This window comes from Streptomyces sp. NPDC030862 (genome assembly GCF_055571835.1).
The window spans coordinates 205,108-219,926 of sequence record NZ_JBVIEN010000011.1 but is presented as its reverse complement, the minus strand read 5'-3'; the positions used below and the strand labels follow the sequence as shown (position 1 = coordinate 219,926).

The 14,819-nt window shown below is 73.6% G+C and carries 17 protein-coding genes and 1 tRNA gene; 7 read left to right on the top strand and 11 right to left on the bottom strand.

What is annotated here, in order from left to right; translation table 11 throughout:
- Nucleotides 1–38: 38 nt before the first annotated feature.
- Nucleotides 39–758, bottom strand: a complete 720-nt coding sequence (locus tag ACZ42X_RS28235; protein ID WP_468295667.1) for a DUF4097 family beta strand repeat-containing protein — start codon at nucleotides 756–758, stop codon at nucleotides 39–41.
- 266 nt (nucleotides 759–1,024) lie between these two features.
- Between ACZ42X_RS28235 and ACZ42X_RS28230 the strand changes: the two genes are divergently transcribed.
- The 3 genes from ACZ42X_RS28230 (at nucleotide 1,025) to ACZ42X_RS28220 (ending at nucleotide 3,503) form a co-directional block, all read left to right on the top strand.
- A tRNA-Val gene (locus tag ACZ42X_RS28230) sits at nucleotides 1,025–1,099 on the top strand.
- A gap of 573 nt (nucleotides 1,100–1,672) precedes the next feature.
- The gene (locus ACZ42X_RS28225) at nucleotides 1,673–2,938 is read left to right on the top strand and encodes a WS/DGAT domain-containing protein (protein WP_468295664.1); all 1,266 of its coding nucleotides are present in this window, start codon (nucleotides 1,673–1,675) and stop codon (nucleotides 2,936–2,938) included.
- Nucleotides 2,939–2,981: 43 nt separating this feature from the next.
- Complete coding sequence (locus ACZ42X_RS28220; protein WP_468295662.1) at nucleotides 2,982–3,503, top strand: DUF6584 family protein; 522 nt, start codon at nucleotides 2,982–2,984, stop codon at nucleotides 3,501–3,503.
- Between the two features lie 252 nt (nucleotides 3,504–3,755).
- Here ACZ42X_RS28220 and ACZ42X_RS28215 read toward each other — a convergent pair whose 3' ends face one another.
- The 4 genes from ACZ42X_RS28215 to ACZ42X_RS28200 all read right to left on the bottom strand — a co-directional run bounded on the left by ACZ42X_RS28215 (nucleotide 3,756) and on the right by ACZ42X_RS28200 (nucleotide 5,830).
- The gene (locus tag ACZ42X_RS28215; protein ID WP_468295659.1) at nucleotides 3,756–4,448 is read right to left on the bottom strand and encodes a pentapeptide repeat-containing protein; all 693 of its coding nucleotides are present in this window, start codon (nucleotides 4,446–4,448) and stop codon (nucleotides 3,756–3,758) included.
- A 198-nt stretch (nucleotides 4,449–4,646) separates the two neighbouring features.
- The gene (locus ACZ42X_RS28210) at nucleotides 4,647–5,294 is read right to left on the bottom strand and encodes a DUF7691 family protein (protein WP_468295657.1); all 648 of its coding nucleotides are present in this window, start codon (nucleotides 5,292–5,294) and stop codon (nucleotides 4,647–4,649) included.
- A 43-nt stretch (nucleotides 5,295–5,337) separates the two neighbouring features.
- On the bottom strand, nucleotides 5,338–5,412 hold the full coding sequence (locus tag ACZ42X_RS28205) for a 50S ribosomal protein bL37 (protein WP_403550818.1): 75 nt from the start codon (nucleotides 5,410–5,412) through the stop codon (nucleotides 5,338–5,340).
- A gap of 94 nt (nucleotides 5,413–5,506) precedes the next feature.
- Entirely contained in the window at nucleotides 5,507–5,830 is a 324-nt protein-coding gene (locus ACZ42X_RS28200) for a hypothetical protein (protein WP_468295654.1), read from the bottom strand.
- Between the two features lie 239 nt (nucleotides 5,831–6,069).
- Between ACZ42X_RS28200 and ACZ42X_RS28195 the strand changes: the two genes are divergently transcribed.
- Together ACZ42X_RS28195 and ACZ42X_RS28190 are read left to right on the top strand one after the other, a co-directional pair.
- Complete coding sequence (locus ACZ42X_RS28195) at nucleotides 6,070–6,240, top strand: hypothetical protein (RefSeq protein ID WP_468295651.1); 171 nt, start codon at nucleotides 6,070–6,072, stop codon at nucleotides 6,238–6,240.
- A gap of 22 nt (nucleotides 6,241–6,262) precedes the next feature.
- Entirely contained in the window at nucleotides 6,263–6,508 is a 246-nt protein-coding gene (locus tag ACZ42X_RS28190; RefSeq protein ID WP_468295648.1) for a DUF2277 domain-containing protein, read from the top strand.
- Here the strand turns inward: ACZ42X_RS28190 and ACZ42X_RS28185 are convergent.
- The 5 genes from ACZ42X_RS28185 to ACZ42X_RS28165 form a co-directional block, all read right to left on the bottom strand.
- Entirely contained in the window at nucleotides 6,480–7,064 is a 585-nt protein-coding gene (locus tag ACZ42X_RS28185; RefSeq protein ID WP_468295645.1) for a DedA family protein, read from the bottom strand. The two genes, ACZ42X_RS28190 and ACZ42X_RS28185, sit on opposite strands and share 29 nt — an antisense overlap.
- A gap of 65 nt (nucleotides 7,065–7,129) precedes the next feature.
- On the bottom strand, nucleotides 7,130–7,690 hold the full coding sequence (locus tag ACZ42X_RS28180) for a DoxX family protein (protein WP_468295642.1): 561 nt from the start codon (nucleotides 7,688–7,690) through the stop codon (nucleotides 7,130–7,132).
- Between the two features lie 43 nt (nucleotides 7,691–7,733).
- Nucleotides 7,734–9,626, bottom strand: a complete 1,893-nt coding sequence (locus ACZ42X_RS28175; protein ID WP_468295639.1) for an FAD/NAD(P)-binding protein — start codon at nucleotides 9,624–9,626, stop codon at nucleotides 7,734–7,736.
- Between the two features lie 193 nt (nucleotides 9,627–9,819).
- The gene (locus ACZ42X_RS28170; RefSeq protein WP_468295636.1) at nucleotides 9,820–11,469 is read right to left on the bottom strand and encodes an alkaline phosphatase D family protein; all 1,650 of its coding nucleotides are present in this window, start codon (nucleotides 11,467–11,469) and stop codon (nucleotides 9,820–9,822) included.
- 87 nt (nucleotides 11,470–11,556) lie between these two features.
- Nucleotides 11,557–12,213: an HNH endonuclease family protein gene (locus ACZ42X_RS28165; RefSeq protein WP_468295954.1), complete on the bottom strand. Its 657-nt coding sequence runs from the start codon at nucleotides 12,211–12,213 to the stop codon at nucleotides 11,557–11,559.
- 212 nt (nucleotides 12,214–12,425) lie between these two features.
- Between ACZ42X_RS28165 and ACZ42X_RS28160 the strand changes: the two genes are divergently transcribed.
- Both ACZ42X_RS28160 and ACZ42X_RS28155 read left to right on the top strand, forming a co-directional pair.
- Nucleotides 12,426–13,184, top strand: coding sequence for an ABC transporter permease (locus ACZ42X_RS28160; protein ID WP_468295633.1), 759 nt, complete (start codon nucleotides 12,426–12,428; stop codon nucleotides 13,182–13,184).
- A gap of 240 nt (nucleotides 13,185–13,424) precedes the next feature.
- Nucleotides 13,425–14,009, top strand: coding sequence for a TMEM165/GDT1 family protein (locus ACZ42X_RS28155; protein WP_468295630.1), 585 nt, complete (start codon nucleotides 13,425–13,427; stop codon nucleotides 14,007–14,009).
- Between the two features lie 3 nt (nucleotides 14,010–14,012).
- On the opposite strand, the gene ACZ42X_RS28150 is transcribed toward ACZ42X_RS28155, so the two are convergent.
- Complete coding sequence (locus tag ACZ42X_RS28150) at nucleotides 14,013–14,681, bottom strand: HAD-IA family hydrolase (RefSeq protein ID WP_468295627.1); 669 nt, start codon at nucleotides 14,679–14,681, stop codon at nucleotides 14,013–14,015.
- Between the last annotated feature and the right edge of the window lie 138 nt (nucleotides 14,682–14,819).

Sequence of the window (14,819 nt, the reverse complement as noted above, 5' to 3'; positions counted from 1 at the left end):
CGTTCAGTTCGCCCCGTCGGTGCCCCGGATCCGCCCGGTCAGCTCGCCGAGTCCGCCGTCCGCACGGTGATGTGCCCGTTGTCGCTCCGTGCCTTGACTATGTGAGGGCTGCTCCCGTCGCGGGGCACGTCGACCTTCACCTCGCCGTGGTCACTGCGCGTCTCGACGGCGTACGCGGTCTTCCCGCGGGGCAGCTCGACCGTGATCTCGCCGTTGTCACCGGTGGTCTCCACCCGCTGGGGCGCCGCCCCGAACGCGAGCCGCGTCACGCCGTTGTCCGCCCGCGCGATCACGCTCTTCGACACGGCCCGTTCCACGACGATCTCGCCGTTGTCGCTCTGCAGCTCCAGCGGTCCCGTGGCGTCCCTCACGACGACCCGGCCATTGTCGGCCTGCACCTTCAGCGCCGTACGGAACCCGTCGGCGCTCACGCTCCCGTTGTCACCCTGCACGGTGACGGCGACCCCGCGCGGCACCTTCACCTCGTGCCGCGACTGACAGTCGCTGATCACGGCGTCGCACTTCACACGCAGCGTGAGCTTCCCGCCCTCCAGCCGCCAGCTCGGCGTGGGCCCCTCGCCCGCGACGACCCACCCGTCGATCTGCTGGCTGACCTCCACGTCCTTCACATCGGCCGGCACCAGCACCAGCTCGGAGTTCTCCGAGTCGATGGTCAGCGCCTCCCCCTCGAACGCGAACACCTTCCTCTCGACCGGCGCGCCCGCCACATCGGCCTCACCGCACCCGGTGACCCCCACCGCGACGAGCGCGGCCCCGCCGACGGCGACAAAAGTACGAATACGGTGACGCGTACGGCGTCCGGCCACGATGAACCCCCAGGTAGAGCTGCTGTGTCCCCTTTACGCTACGTAACCGCGCGCTCGACCGCGATCCGGGGACCCACCCTTCCCGGGGTAGGGACAACCCCCGCACGCCGCTGTGGCCGGCCACGCCTCAGGCCACGGGTTTGCCACGGGTTTGCAGGACACACCAGGGAGCGATGTACGCTGTTGCCTCACTCCACGGGTGCGTAGCTCAGGGGTAGAGCGCTGCTCTTACAAAGCAGATGTCGGCGGTTCGAAACCGTCCGCGCCCACCAGTGCACAGAGACCCCCAGTCGATCACGGCTGGGGGTTTTCGCCATCTGTGTCCGGCGACAACGGCGATGGCCGCTCACGGCCGGGAAGCCTCCTGAGCGGCTGGGCCACGTGGCCGACCGCCTCACGCTGTGTGGACCGGCGGCAGCCGGGATGGCAGGACGGGATGGCGGCTGGGTGAGGGTTTACGGGCCCGGGATCGAGTCGCAACAGCCGGCCTAGGCGTTGCTCGGACGGCGTGGGGAGGCGGGCGGCGCCGGTATCGTGCGGCCATGCCGTCCGCTGACCCTCCCCTGTGCCCCGACTGCGGCCGGCCGATGCGATTCGGCGGGTTCGTTCTGTGTGAGCGGGCAGAGGACGGGAAGCGCGTCTGCCGCGGTGTGTGGGGTTGCCCGCAGCGGCACATCTGGTGGCAGTGGGCGGATAGGCCGGGTGCCCCTCCGGAGCCGTGTCCGCACCCGGCCCTGTTCGGTTCTTGACTTGCCGAAGGGTGAGCAGGACGAGTCCACCGGTCCACCTCCGTTCGGCCCTAGGGCGGCTTCCCCAGAGTCGGGGCGGATCGAGGTGGAGCGGGCATGTTCGTGGCGATGTCGCCGGTGGACGCGATGCTGGCCGGTCTTCAGCGGCGGCATGGGACGCCGTGGACCCTTGCCGCCGTTCTCTCCGTGGAGGGGGCGCCCCTGTCCGTGCCGGAGGTCGCGGAGTTGGTGGCGCGGCGGTGGAGGAACGCCGGGCGGTTGTGGTGGAGCGCCGCCGACGACGGGACGTATCGCTGGTGCGCGGCGGGGCGCGGGGAGGAGCCGCCGCCGGTGTCCGCGCTGCGGGTTCCGCCGGGTGGGTCCTTGCCAGGGGCGGTGTCCTCGTTGCTGGAGCGGGTTCTGCCCGAGCGGCCCGGGGGGTTGCTGTGGGAGGTGCGCCTGCTGCCCTGGCAGGAGGGTCGGCAGGCGCTCGTGTTCCTCGTCCACCACGCCCTGCTGGACGGCTCGTCGGTGGGCACGGTGATGCGTCTGTTGTGCGACGACGCCGGTGGACTCACCGGTGAACAGGTCGCCGCCGCCCGGGAAAACGAGTCCGGTCCGCGGTTCGCACGGCGCCTCCGGGAGGAGGTCGCGTGCCTGCGCGGGGTCGTCGTCCCCGCGTCCGTCACGCGCCGCCCCACGGGGACGGGCCGGTCTGCGGCCTGGTCCACGGTCGACGACGACGTGGTGCAGCGGGCGCGGCGCGCCGCGGGCGAGGCGGCGGTGACCGTGAACGACGTCGTGCTGGCCGCCTTCACGGGGGCTCTGCGCACGGTGCCGGGCCGCCGGCCCGGGGTGCGGCCGCCGGCGAGGGTGTACGCGGCGGTGCCGGTCGACCTGCGGCCGCACTTGGGGCTGGAGCACCGGCTGGGCAATGTGGTGTCGTCGGTGCGGCTGCGGCTCCCCCTGGAGGTGGACGACCCCGTCGGCCGTCTGCGCGCAGTGCACCGCGCCATGGCCGTGAACAAGGCGCGCGGGCGGGCGAGGGGAGGGTTTTCCTTGGTGACGGCGCTGGGCTCGCGTCTCGGGCCGCGGGCGCTGGACACCGTCGGCGAGTGGCTGATGGCGAACCCCCGGATGGCCACCGTCTCCTGCTCCAACTTCCGGCTCAGCGAGGCGCCGCTGCGTCTGGCCGGCCGGCGGGTCGGCACGCTGCACGTGGTCTCCTGCCTCCCGCCCCGGATGGGCGCCCTGGCCGCCTTCACCTCGTACGCCGGCACCCACACCTTCTCCGTGACGGCCCAGCGGGAGAGCGCTCCCCACGCCGTCCGACTCGCTGAGCGCTTCGCCCACGAGGTGGTCCGGCTGGGGCTCTGCCGCTGAAATCGGATCGACGGCGGCCGCCGCGGTAGCCGATCATACGTTTATGCCCCTGAGAGACACCCTCGCCCGGGTCGAGGCCGACCTGGCCGTCGGCCGTGTGCCCGTCGCGCGCCAGCGCCTGCGCGGACTGGTGTCGTCCTTCCCGAACGACCTGGCGCTGCGCCGGCGCCTGGCCGAGGTGTACCGGCTCTACGGCGACGCCGCGGAAGCCGGCCGCTGGATGTACCTCGAGGAGGACCGGGACGAGGCCGAGACCGCCGCTTTCGAGGCGCGCTACCGCACGGCTTCGTGGCGCATGCGCGCACTCGCCTGGCGCGGCCCTGAGTCCCTCGCCCCCTCCGCCTTCGCGCGGGAGCAGCTGGCGGCGGTACGAGCGGCCTGTTCCAAGGCCGTGGGGCGCGACGTCGACTGGGACGCGGTGCCATACGACGAGGAGGTGTCCGAGGCGGAGGAGGACGGCGGCGGGTGGTCCGTCTCCGGCTTCCTGGCCGGGGCAGGCTGCCTGGTGGCGGTCCTCGCCTTCCTCGCGATCTGGGTCAACGGGCTCGTCGCCCTCTTCGACTGACCCACCGAGTGAACTGCTGCTGCAAGGTGAGGACATGAGCCAGCAGTCGGCTCGCGCACCCTTGTCCTGGGGACTGAGGCCGGCCGACCGGTGGGGCCTGGACCAGGAGGCCGGCCTCATCACCTGGACCTTCCCCGACCGGACCGCGGACAGCCCGGTTCACCGGGGCGACCGGCTGCTACCGGGCCCCGGTCACCCTGACGGCCGCGGACGGCAGCACCTCCACGTGCACCGCCGGTATCGACTGACGCGCTACCGCGCGCCGTCGACCGGCATCGCCTCCACGCGTACGCCCAGCTGCGCCGCGAACGCCAGCGCGAGGTCGAGCAGTTGTGACGGGCTGATCACCGCGCCGGAGAGGCGGTCGACGCCGCGCGCGATGTCCAGGTCTCCGGCCGCCCGCAGGTCCACGTCCGCCATGAGGGCGCCGCTGAAATCGGCCTGCCGCAGTGCGCAGTCGCGGAAGGCCACCCGCTCCAGTCGCGCCCCCGCGAAGTCGGGCTCGACCAGTACGCAGCCGTCGAAGACCACGTCCTTCAGCCGGGCCTGCCGCAGGTTCAGGTAGTCGATCTTGCCGCCGCGTACGACGACCCGCTCCAGTGTCGCGCCGTGCAGCTGGAGCCCGCCGAACCGCACGTCGGCCAGCTCCGCATCCCTGAGCGACGCCTCGGCGAGGTCGACACCGATCCCGCGGACGCCCGTCAGGAGGCAGTCGGCGAACCGCGCCCGCCGCAGGGAGGTCTCGTCCAGTGAGCACCGGACGAGGGCGCATTCCGTGAAGCGGGCGCCCCGCCCGTTCTGCCCGTGGAGGTCGACGTCGGTGAACTCAAGCCCGTCGTAAGCCTCGTCCACCGCGAGCGCGCCGTCCGCGTACGGCCGCAGCGGAGGCAGCCGGATGTCCGGGAGCCGGGGCTCTCGGGTCCTGTTCGTCTTGCGTGTCGTCATGTCCGCACCGTTATGTGAGCTGTGGCCCGGGCACGTGAACCGTGGGCTGAGCTGAGGGGGGCGGGGTTGCGGCCTGTGAAGAGTCCCGAGGTGGCTCCCGGGGACCCCTTTGTGCCCGCCCCCCTTGACCGCGGACCTCAAGGGTTCTCCGACCGGTCGGCACTCGGTGGCACCATAGCAGCCCTCGGCAGCGTGGGTTCAGCCGCTGATCCAGAACAGCAGTGTGTCCATGGTGTGGCCGTACTTCAGGGCGCTCTGCCACTCCTCGTGCTCGGTCTCGAATATCTCGATGAGGTGCTTGGCGTCGTACGTGAAGGCGTCGTCCATGCGGTCCAGTACGGCCGTGTACGCGTCGGCGACCGCCTTGGCCTTGGACAGGGGGAGGTGGCCGATGGCCGGGTAGCCGTCCACGGGGCCCGGGATGTGGAACGGGATCCCGTCGGGCAGGTCCGCGTACAGGATGCGGTGCGGCAGCAGGTCGGCGGGGACTCCGAGGCGGGCGAGCTCGTCGTCCATGCGCCCGAAGAACGTGGACGGCTTGGAATAGACGCCCACGTCGATGGGGTCGGAGCCGGTGCACTCGATGATGGACAGCAGCGCGGTGTAGTAGGCGTTGCCCACGCACGGGCCCTCCGCGTCGGCCCGTCCGGAGACCAGGTGCTCCAGAGCCTGCGGGACGGTGAGGCCCCAGTCGATGTCCTGGTGGTCCAGGCGTCGCTGGGTGGCCTCGGCGTGCTGCCGCATCTCGTCGAGCATGCGCCGCTGGTGGTCGGTCGGCTCGCCGCCCCGCAGATAGGCGAGCGTGCTGCTCAGAGTGATGGTCTTCCGGGTGATCACGTGGCTCATGCGGCCATGGTGGCAGCCACCACTGACAACGCCGCCGACCCGGTCAGGAGTTGGGGCGCTTGCCGTGGTTCGCCTTGCGGTTCTTGCGGGCGCGGCGCTTGTTTCCTCGCTTGGACATGGTGCCTGCCTCCCTTATGCGCGGTACGTCGGTCCTCTTCGAGCGTAGGTCCGCACGGTCTCCTCCGCATGGGCGGAGTCCGCGGCGGCCGCGATCAGACCGTGGCCGCCCGCACCACCGCCAGGACCATCAGCACGAGGGGCGGCGCGAGCCACCACCGGCTCAGCACGCGGCGCCGCGAAGGCAGCAGGGCGAGGAGGACGGCCCAGAAGCCGAGGAACAGGACGAACAGGCAGACGGCGTCGATGCCGGCGTAGGCGCCGTCGTCCCAGACGCCCTGCGGCTGGGTGCGGTAGGCCGCGAAGCACAGTCCCGCCATCAGGACGTCGAGGATCACCAGAGGGACGCCGACGACCCAGCGCAGAGGCGTGCGGTCCCGCTCCGGGTCGTAGGGCAGGTGCGGCAGGTCGGGCTTCACTCGGCGCCGGTCCTCGCTCCGGGGGTGCGCCCCCGGCGGTCGCACCATGATCGTCGCATCCGCCCACCCTAAGCCGCCCGCGCGCCGCCCGTCGCCGCCGTCGCGCACGCGACCGCCCGGCCCGCGTGCGCGACGGAGCGTGCCGTGGCGGCATCGGGTGCGCGCCCTGCCGGACTGGAGGGGGAGCTTCCACGCTGGGGGAGGGGGACCCTGGCGTCGGAGAGGCAGGAGGCGGAGTCATGGCTCGTACGCAGTCCCCGTGCGGTGCGCCGACCAAGAACGGCGGCACCTGTCGGCGGCTGGCCATGGTCGGGGTCGGGCGGTGCCACCTGCACCGCGCGGACTGGGCCACGTACCCGGTGGAGCGCTTCAGGGAGGAGCAGCGGGAGCGGGAACGCCGCGGCGGCTGAAGCGCGGGGGCAGACTGGAGGCATGTGCCGCAGCATCAAGACCCTCCGCCCGCCCGCGCTCTCCCACGAGGCGACCGGCGAGGACATCCGCGCCGCCGCCCTCCAGTACGTACGCAAGGTCTCCGGCTTCCACGTCCCCGCCGCGCACAACCGCGAGGTGTTCGAGCGGGCCGTGGAGCAGGTCGCCGAGGCGACCCGCGCGCTGCTGGAAGACCTCGAGGTGCGCGGCTCCAGGAGCCCTAGGAAGCAGGAGCAGGGCGCCGCATGACGTAGGCCGCCAGGCTGCCGGCCAGGGCGAGCGCCACGGCCGAGACCGCCACGGCCGTCCAGGTGGCGCCGAGCCACTGGCCGCCGAGGTAGCCGAGGCCCACGCTGTACGTCGCCCAGACGACGCCGGCCAGCGCCGACCACGGCAGGAACTCGCCGGGTTCGCGGCGTGCCGCGCCCGCGCCCAGAGAGACCACCGAGCGGCCCGCCGGGGCGAAGCGCGCGATGACGACGAGGAGGCCGCCACCGCGGGCCAGCGCCGCGCCGAGACGTTCCTGCGCGGTGGTCAGGCGGCGCGAGCGGGCGATGGCCCGGTCGAGGCGGGCGCCGCCGCGCCGGGCCAGGGCGTACGCCGCGAGGTCGCCGGCCAGGGAGGCGGCGGCCGCGCACAGCGTCAGGGTGAGCAGGGAGCCGGTGCCGGTGGCGGCGGCGGTGGCGGCCGTGACGACCAGGACGCCGCTCGGCAGGACCGGCAGGAAGACGTCGAGGATGACGGATACGGCGACGGCCGCGTAGATCCATGGGCCGGCGGTCAGCGACCCCACGCTTTCGAGCACCTTCACTCCCCGGTCCCGCGCCGCAGGGCGGCTGCACAGGCCCAGAGCGTACGCCCGGCGGGGTGTCAGGCGGCGACCGGGTCGCCCTTCTTGCCGCGCTCGTCCGCGCCCGCGCGAGCCTCCGTCCTGCCGGACTCCTCCGCCACGGCCGCGGACCCGCGCGAGGTGAAGAGCGCGTCCAGGGACAGTGCGCCCGGGCCCGTGAACACCAGCAGCAGCAGCGCCCAGCAGAAGAGCGCCGACGCCTCGCCGCCGTTCTCCAGCGGGAACAGGCCCATGGGCTGGTGGACCGCGAAGTACGCGTACGCCATCGAGCCCGAGGCGAGGAAGGCGGCCGTCCGCGTGCCCAGGCCGACCAGCACCAGGGCGCCGCCGACGAGCTGGATCACGGCCGCGTACCAGCCGGGCCAGGCACCGACCGGGACGGTGCCGCCGCCGACCGCGCCGCCGAGGACGCCGAAGAGCGAGGCGGCGCCGTGGCAGAGGAAGAGCAGGCCGACGACGACGCGGAACAGGCCGAGGGCGTAGGGGCGGGCCTGGTCGAGGCGGGCGGTCGGCGTGGGCGTGGGCGTGGGCGTGGGCGTGGACACGGGTGCGGGCGCGGGTGCGGACACGGGTGCGGACATGGGGGAACTCCTGTTCGGCGGGGACGTACCGATGAGGCCCAGGTTAGGTCGCCCTCACCATTGCTTGCAACTTCAACAATCTGACTGTGTCAGGTCGCGCGGCGGCCTGCAGCGCCGCCCGCGCCACCGCGTCCGCGTCCGACAGGGTCACCGAGTCGACGCCCGGCCGGGCGCCCGCCGCCGTGACCCAGTGCACCCCCTCCGTCGGCACGCCCACCGCGAACCGCCGCGGGTGCACCCGCCCATGACGGTCGATCAGGCGGTACGGGCGCGGCGTGACGTCCAGGCCGCCGGTGTCGTACCCGTCGACCACGTGCGTACGGCACTCGCCCGCCGCCAGCAGGTCCGCGAGGAGGGCGTCGCCGGTACGGCGCAGGTCCGGCTCGGGCAGCCGCGCCTCGATCAGGGCGGTCGCCGCCACGGCCGAGCCGGGCACCTCCGGTGACTCCGCGACGAAGGTGCCGGCCTCGGTGCGGAGGCGCAGGTGCGGGCCGACCACCTCCAGCACCCCCGCCTCGATGAGCGCCGCCATCTCCTCGATGCGGCGGCGCGGCGGGCCGATGGACAGGAAGGCGTTCAGCGGCGTGTACCAGCGGTCGAGGTGGTCGCGGCGCGACGCGCCCGACAGGCCCGCGTGGTCCACGATCTGCCGCAGTTCGTTGCGGATGTCGCGCAGCACGTCCAGCGCCGCCTTCAGCGGGCCCGTGACATTGCCGAGCGCCGCCTGGGCGGCGTCCCGGCGCAGGTACGCGAGCAGCCAGGCGCGGTGTTCGGCCGGCGAGCGGAACGTTTCGTCGCCGTACGGGCGCGCGAGCCGGTCCCAGCACCAGCGGTCCGCGACGGCCACGCCGTACGCGTCCAGGGTCGCGTCCGGGTCGGCCAGGTAGCGGGTGCGGAACCCGAGGGCGGTGGCGCCCGAGCGGGCCGACAGCAGCTTCTCGTAGTACGCCGTCTCCACCTCCCGCGCCACCAGCGGCCAGACCTCGGCCAGGAAGTCCGGCGGATCGCCCGCCTCCGCCCGCTTGCGGAACGTCTCGATGACGTCCGGCGTCAGCAGCACCGGCTCGTGCCGCTCCGACGCGCCCTTCTCGTTGTCGCCGCGCGCCTGGTACGGCACACCGCGCCGTGACCCCGCGTACAGGCGCGGCTCGCGCCCCGACGGCCGGTACACCAGCCCGGAGCCCGAGCCCGTCCGCTCGAAGGTGCCGCCGCGGCCCTCCGTCAGCAGCGCCATGTGGTCGAAGAAGTTGAGGCCGAGGCCGCGCAGCAGCACCGGCTCCCCGGCCGCGAGGCCGGAGAGGTCGAGGTCCGCAGGGTTGGCGGGCGGGAAGTAGCGCAGGCCGTGGCGTTCCGCGTACGCGCCCAGCTCCGCCTCCGTCCGGCCGGCGGCCGACGGCAGGTGGCCCTGCGCGAGGACGACCGCGGCGAGGCCGGTCAGCACCGTGCCGTCGTCCAGCTCCAGGGTCTGCGGTCCGTCGGGGCCGTCGGAGCCGTCCGTCAGGCGCACGGCCCGGGCCCGGTGCACCCGTACGGTCACCTCGGGCGGCGCCTCGCGCACCGTGCGCGTGAACGCCCACTCCAGGTAGGCGCCGTAGCAGGCGCGCGTCGGGTAGTCGTCGGGGCCGAGTCCGTACGAGCGGGTGGCGGCCCACTCGTAGAGGCTCGGCCCCCGGCGTATCGGGCCCTCGCAGCGCACGCTGTCGTCGGTGAAGACGGTGACCTGGGAGGCGACCGTGTTCATCAGCAGCTCGGCGGGCTGGTCGGTGCGCCAGACGCGGCCGGCGCCCGGCGGGGCGGGGTCGACGACGTGGACCGTCAGCGGGGCTCCCGGGGCGAGCTCCGGCACGGAGGCGCAGAGCCTCTCCAGCACCGACGTACCGCGGGGGCCGGCGCCGACCAGGGCTATGGCAGGGGCGAGTGCGGGCGGAACGGACAAGACACGGACTCCCCAGGCAGGCGGGTGCGGCAAGCGGAACGCTCATCATGCCGGTGACGCCGCCCCCACCGAAGCCTTGGTGAGAGCATCACTGTCCGCTGTGTGCTGGATCGAGACATGCCTGTACGGGACATTCACCGGACGTTCACAGGCGCGGTGGCGCCCTTACGCGTCACGCCCCACGCCCCACGCGTCACACCCCACGCGTCACCGCTTCCTCCTGGACGGTCACCAGCCCGCCCCCCTCCCGCGCGTGCTCCAGCCGCAGTCGCGCCGAGCGCCCACGCAGCGTCAGCGTCATCAGCTGGTTGCCGAACCACGGCCCTCCCGTGCGGCGCCAGTCGACCACCGGGCTCGGCGCCCGCCCGTGGCGCCGCAGCACGTGCCCGAGCACCCGCCCCGCCCCGCTCCAGCCGAAGCGGAATCCCCAGCGCAGCGAGCCCGGGATGCGGTTGTGCACCGGCGAGCAGGTCAGTTGCAGCACCCGGGAGCGCGGCGCCGCCTCGCGCCACACCGGCTCCGCGACGTACGCGTGGTGCACGTCGCCCGACAGCACGCACACCGTCGCCGGGGCGTCCGGCCCGCTGCCCGCCTCCGCCAGCAGCCGCGCCAGCCGCTCGAACGACTCCGGGAACGCCGACCAGTGCTCCAGGTCCGCCTTCCGGCGCACGGCCTCCGAGAACCGCGCCCAGCGCGCGCCCCGCTCACCCCGGCACAGCGCCGCGTTCCAGCCCTCCGCGTCGTGCATCAGGGGCGGCAGCAGCCACGGCAGCGAGGTGCCGATCAGCAGGTGGTCGCAGGCGGCCCGGTCCGCCAGCGCCTCGTCGCGCAGCCACCGCTCCTCCGCCTCGTCGAGCATGGCCCGCCGCCTCTCGTCGAGCACCCGGCCCGCCCGGGTGTCCACCATCAGCAGGCGCGTCCGCCCGAAGTCCCGCCGGTAGCTCCACCGCACCCGCGCCGGGTCCTCGTCCGCCTCCGCCGCGAACCGCCGCAGCACCTCGGTCCCGTCGGGCGCCGCGCGCACCGCCGCGTACAGCGGGTCGGCGTCCAGCTCGTCGGGGGAGAGGTTGCCGAGGTGCTGGTAGACCCAGTACGACATCAGCCCGCTGAGGATCCGCTCCCGCCACCACCCCGTGCGGCGCATGTCGGCGACCCAGGCGGCGCTGGTGTTCCAGTCGTCGACGACGTCGTGGTCGTCGAAGATCATGCAGCTGGGCACGGTGGACAGCAGCCAGCGCACGCCCGAGTCCAGCCAGGACTCGTCGTAGAGGTAGGTGTACTCCTCGTAGTCCGCCACCTGCGCCCCGGGCGGCTCGCGCAGGTCGCGGCGGGCGCCCAGCCGGCGGCGCGTCGCGGCGGACGTCTCGTCGGCGTACACCTGGTCGCCGATGAGGAGCAGCACGTCGGGGCGCTCGGCGGTGGGGTCGGCGGCCAGGCGGGCGGCGAGCTTGTCCAGCGCGTCCGGGCCCACCGGGTCCTTGCCGTCGCCCGGCGGCGCGGACCAGCGGCACGAGCCGAAGCAGATCCGCAGCGGGTCGGTGCCGCCCGGGCCGGGCGTGGTGATGGTGCTCGCCGGGTACCGCGCATCGGCCGGCGGCCACACCCGGTGGCCGTCCAGCAGCACCTCGTACGGGGTCGTGGTGCCGGGCGACAGGCCGGTGACCTGGACCAGCGCGTAGTGGTGGCCGGCGACCCGGAAGGTGCGGGTCTCGCCGCCGGCGCCGTCGGCGCAGCGGACCTCCGCCGTGCAGGGGTGGTCGGTCTCGACCCAGACGGTGGCGCGGCCGCCGCCGTTCCAGTCGACGTACCGCAGTACCGGCCCCATTCGTAGTCCGGCTGCCATGTGCGGCCTCCTCGCCCGGCGTCCTCCGTCGCCCCGTACCCCCTACGGTACGGAACGACGGAGGTCCGGCGTCGGCTGTCCCGCGGCTCAGCAGCCGTTGAGCACCGACTGCAGCGCGCTCTTCTCGGCCGTGTCCACGCTGAGGTTCCAGTGGTGCTTCACGTGCACCCACATCCGGGCGTACGTGCAGCGGTACGCGGTGCGGGGCGGCAGCCACTCGGCCGGGTCGAGGTCGCTCTTGGCCTGGTTGACGTCGTCGGTGACGGCGATGAGCTGCGGCCGGGCGAGGTCGTTGGCGAACGCCTGCCGCTGCGAGGTCGTCCAGCCGCTGGCGCCCGAGCGCCAGGCCTCGGCGAGGGCGACGACGTGGTCGATGTCCAGGTCGGACGCGGCCTTCCAGGTGGCGCCGTCGTACTCCGAGTACCAACTCCCGCTGACCGCCGCGCAGGAGGAGTCCTGGACGACGTTGACGCCGTCGCGCTTGAGGACGACCTCGCGGGTGTTGCAGGTGCCGGACTGGGTGCTCCAGTGCGGGAACAGGTCGCGGCTGTAGCCGCTGGAGGAACCTTCCGCCCTGACCGTGAGCTGGCCCAGGTACGTACGGGCGGTGGCCGCGCTGATCGGGGTCGGCGGGGCGGCCTGGGCGGCGGGGGCGGTGGCCAGCACGCCGGTGGCGGTGAGGGCGGCGGAGGCGGTGAGCAGGGCGGTTCGACGGGCTATTCGACGCGCGTAGACACCGGACAGGGCACCGGACAGGACACCGGACATGGGTGACTCCCTTGGGATGTGGGGGTGTTGGCCGATCGCCCGTTCGGGCGCTCGGTCATCGTGGTGGCGCCAGGTTTCCCCGGGGGGTGCGCCGGGTTACAGAGTGGCGACGTGTGCACGTCACATCAAGAGGTGTGCCCGGTTTCTGACGTACCGGCACCTGTCTTGTCCGGCTTTAGGGTTGACGTGTGCTGCTGCCCGTCAACGCCACGTTCGCGGCTGTTCTGGCCGTCCTGCTCGCCGTCGCCGCCACCGTCGTGGCCGTCGCCCGGCTCCGGCCGCCGCGCGACACCGTCACCGCGGGCGTCCGGGCGGCGGTGCAACTCGCCGCCGTCTCGTTCGTCATCGGCTGGGTCGTCCGGGCCGTGCCCCTGCTGCTCGCCTTCCTGCTGCTGATGTACGCCGTCGCCGTACGCACCGCCGGGCGCCGCGTCACGACCAACGGCACCTGGTGGTGGGCGGCCGTGCCGATCGCCGCCGGGGTGGTCCCGGTCGTCGCGGCCCTGCTGCTCACCGGGCTCGTACCGGTCAAGGGCATCGCGCTGATCCCGGTCACCGGCATCCTCATCGGCGGCGCGCTCACCGCGACCGTGCTCGGCGGGCGCCGCGCCCTGGACGAGCTGGCCACGCGCCACGGCGAGGTGGAGGCGGGGCTCGCGCTGGGGCTGCTGGAGCGCGACGCGCGGCTGGAGGTGGCGCGGGAGGCGGCGGCGGACGCCCTGCTGCCGGGGCTCGACCAGACGCGGACGGTGGGGCTCGTCACCCTGCCGGGCGCCTTCGTGGGGATGCTGCTGGGCGGCGCGGCGCCGCTGGAGGCGGGGGCGGTGCAGTTGTTCGTGCTGGTGGGGCTGATGGCGGTGCAGGCGGTCGCGGTGGCGGCGGTGCTGGAGCTGATCGCGCGCGGGAAGCTGCACCGGGAGGAGCTCCGCGAGCGTCCCCCGGGGTGAGGATCCCGTACCCTGGACGGAGCAGAAGGGGAGTAGCTCTTCGCCGGAACGTCGACATACTGCTGGGCCACGCGCCCGGCCGGCGCCCGGAGGCGGCCTCGTCAGGGGCCCGCCAGCGAGACCTTCGGCAACAGCAGTGCCATGAACATGCCCGACATGCCCATGGTGCCGCCGTGCCGAAGCGACCCCTGACACGTCTCTTCTCGGTGCGGCGGTGCCCGACCGATTGAGGAACCATCCGTGCTCAGCCTCACCATCACGGCGATCACCTTCGGCGTCGTCTTCCTCGCCGAGCTTCCCGACAAGACCGCGCTCGCCGGGCTCATGCTGGGCACGCGCTACCGCGCCTCCTACGTCTTCGCGGGTGTCGCCGCGGCCTTCGCCGTCCACGTCGCCCTGGCCGTCGCCGCCGGCAGTGTGCTGACCCTGCTGCCGCACCGGCTGGTGCAGGCGCTGGTGGGCGTGCTGTTCCTGTGCGGGGCGGCGGTGCTGCTGCTGAAGAAGGACGACGGGGGCGAGGAGAAGATCAAGGCCCCGGCCGACCAGTCCTTCTGGAGGGTCTCCGGGGCGGGCTTCATGCTGATCCTGGTCGCGGAGTTCGGCGACCTGACGCAGATCATGACCGCGAACCTCGCCGCCCGCTACGACAGCCCGCTCTCCGTCGGCCTCGGCGCCGTCCTGGCCCTGTGGGCGGTCGCCGGAATCGGCATCCTGGGCGGCCGCACGCTCATGAAGTACGTGCCGCTGCGGCTGATCACCAAGGTCGCCGCCTGCCTGATGCTGGCGCTGGCGGGCTTCAGCCTGTACGAGGCGCTGGCGCCCTGACGGCTACCTCACGTGGAGGCGGATGGTGCCGTCGGCGCCGTCCGCCTCCACGCGTACGTGCGACAGGTCCGGTACGAGGGCGTCGGGGGCGAAGGCGCCCGCGCGCGGGCCCACGCCCACCACGCGCATCCCGGCGGCGCGGCCCGCGGCGATGCCCGCCTCGGAGTCCTCGAACACCACGCAGTCGGCCGGGTCGAAGCCCAGCTCGGCGGCGCCCTTGAGGAAGCCCTCCGGGTCCGGCTTGCTCGCGCCCACGCGCTCGGCGGTCACGCGCGTGTCCGGCATGCGCAGACCGGCCGCGCCCATCCGGGCCCGGGCGAGTTTCTCGTCGGCGGAGGTGACGAGGGCGTGCGGGAGCGCGGCGATGGCGTCCATGAAGGCGGGGGCCCCGCCGATGGGCACCACGCCGTCGAGGTCGGCCGTCTCCTCGGCGAGCATGGCGCGGTTGTCGGCGTGGTTCTGCTCCATGGGCCGGCCGGGCAGCAGGACGGCCATCGTCGCGTAGCCCTGGCGGCCGTGCACCACCTTGAGGGCCTCCTCGGGGTCCAGCCCGTGCCGGAGGGCCCAGCGGCGCCAGCAGCGCTCCACCACGGCGTCCGAGTTCACGAGGGTGCCGTCCATGTCGAGCAGGAGGGCCCGGGTGGTCAGGAGGGTGGCGGCGGGCGTCGTCATGGAAGGGCTCCAGCTCCACGGAGGCAGGGGGCGCGGTACGGCGTGCCGCGGTACGAAGTGGCCCGCCCGCCGGTCAGGGAGTACGGGCGGGACCACTTTGTTCCTCAACGATACAAAACAAAGCGGCACCAGCGCCAG

Excerpts from the sequence above, each read along its gene's own strand:
- ACZ42X_RS28225 (WP_468295664.1), top strand. The coding sequence starts at position 1,673 with ATGTTCGTGGCGATGTCGCCGGTGGACGCGATGCTGGCCGGTCTTCAG.
- ACZ42X_RS28220 (WP_468295662.1), top strand. The coding sequence starts at position 2,982 with ATGCCCCTGAGAGACACCCTCGCCCGGGTCGAGGCCGACCTGGCCGTC.
- ACZ42X_RS28215 (WP_468295659.1), bottom strand. The coding sequence starts at position 4,448 with ATGACGACACGCAAGACGAACAGGACCCGAGAGCCCCGGCTCCCGGAC.
- ACZ42X_RS28210 (WP_468295657.1), bottom strand. The coding sequence starts at position 5,294 with ATGAGCCACGTGATCACCCGGAAGACCATCACTCTGAGCAGCACGCTC.
- ACZ42X_RS28195 (WP_468295651.1), top strand. The coding sequence starts at position 6,070 with ATGGCTCGTACGCAGTCCCCGTGCGGTGCGCCGACCAAGAACGGCGGC.
- ACZ42X_RS28190 (WP_468295648.1), top strand. The coding sequence starts at position 6,263 with ATGTGCCGCAGCATCAAGACCCTCCGCCCGCCCGCGCTCTCCCACGAG.
- ACZ42X_RS28180 (WP_468295642.1), bottom strand. The coding sequence starts at position 7,690 with ATGTCCGCACCCGTGTCCGCACCCGCGCCCGCACCCGTGTCCACGCCC.
- ACZ42X_RS28170 (WP_468295636.1), bottom strand. The coding sequence starts at position 11,469 with ATGGCAGCCGGACTACGAATGGGGCCGGTACTGCGGTACGTCGACTGG.
- ACZ42X_RS28150 (WP_468295627.1), bottom strand. The coding sequence starts at position 14,681 with ATGACGACGCCCGCCGCCACCCTCCTGACCACCCGGGCCCTCCTGCTC.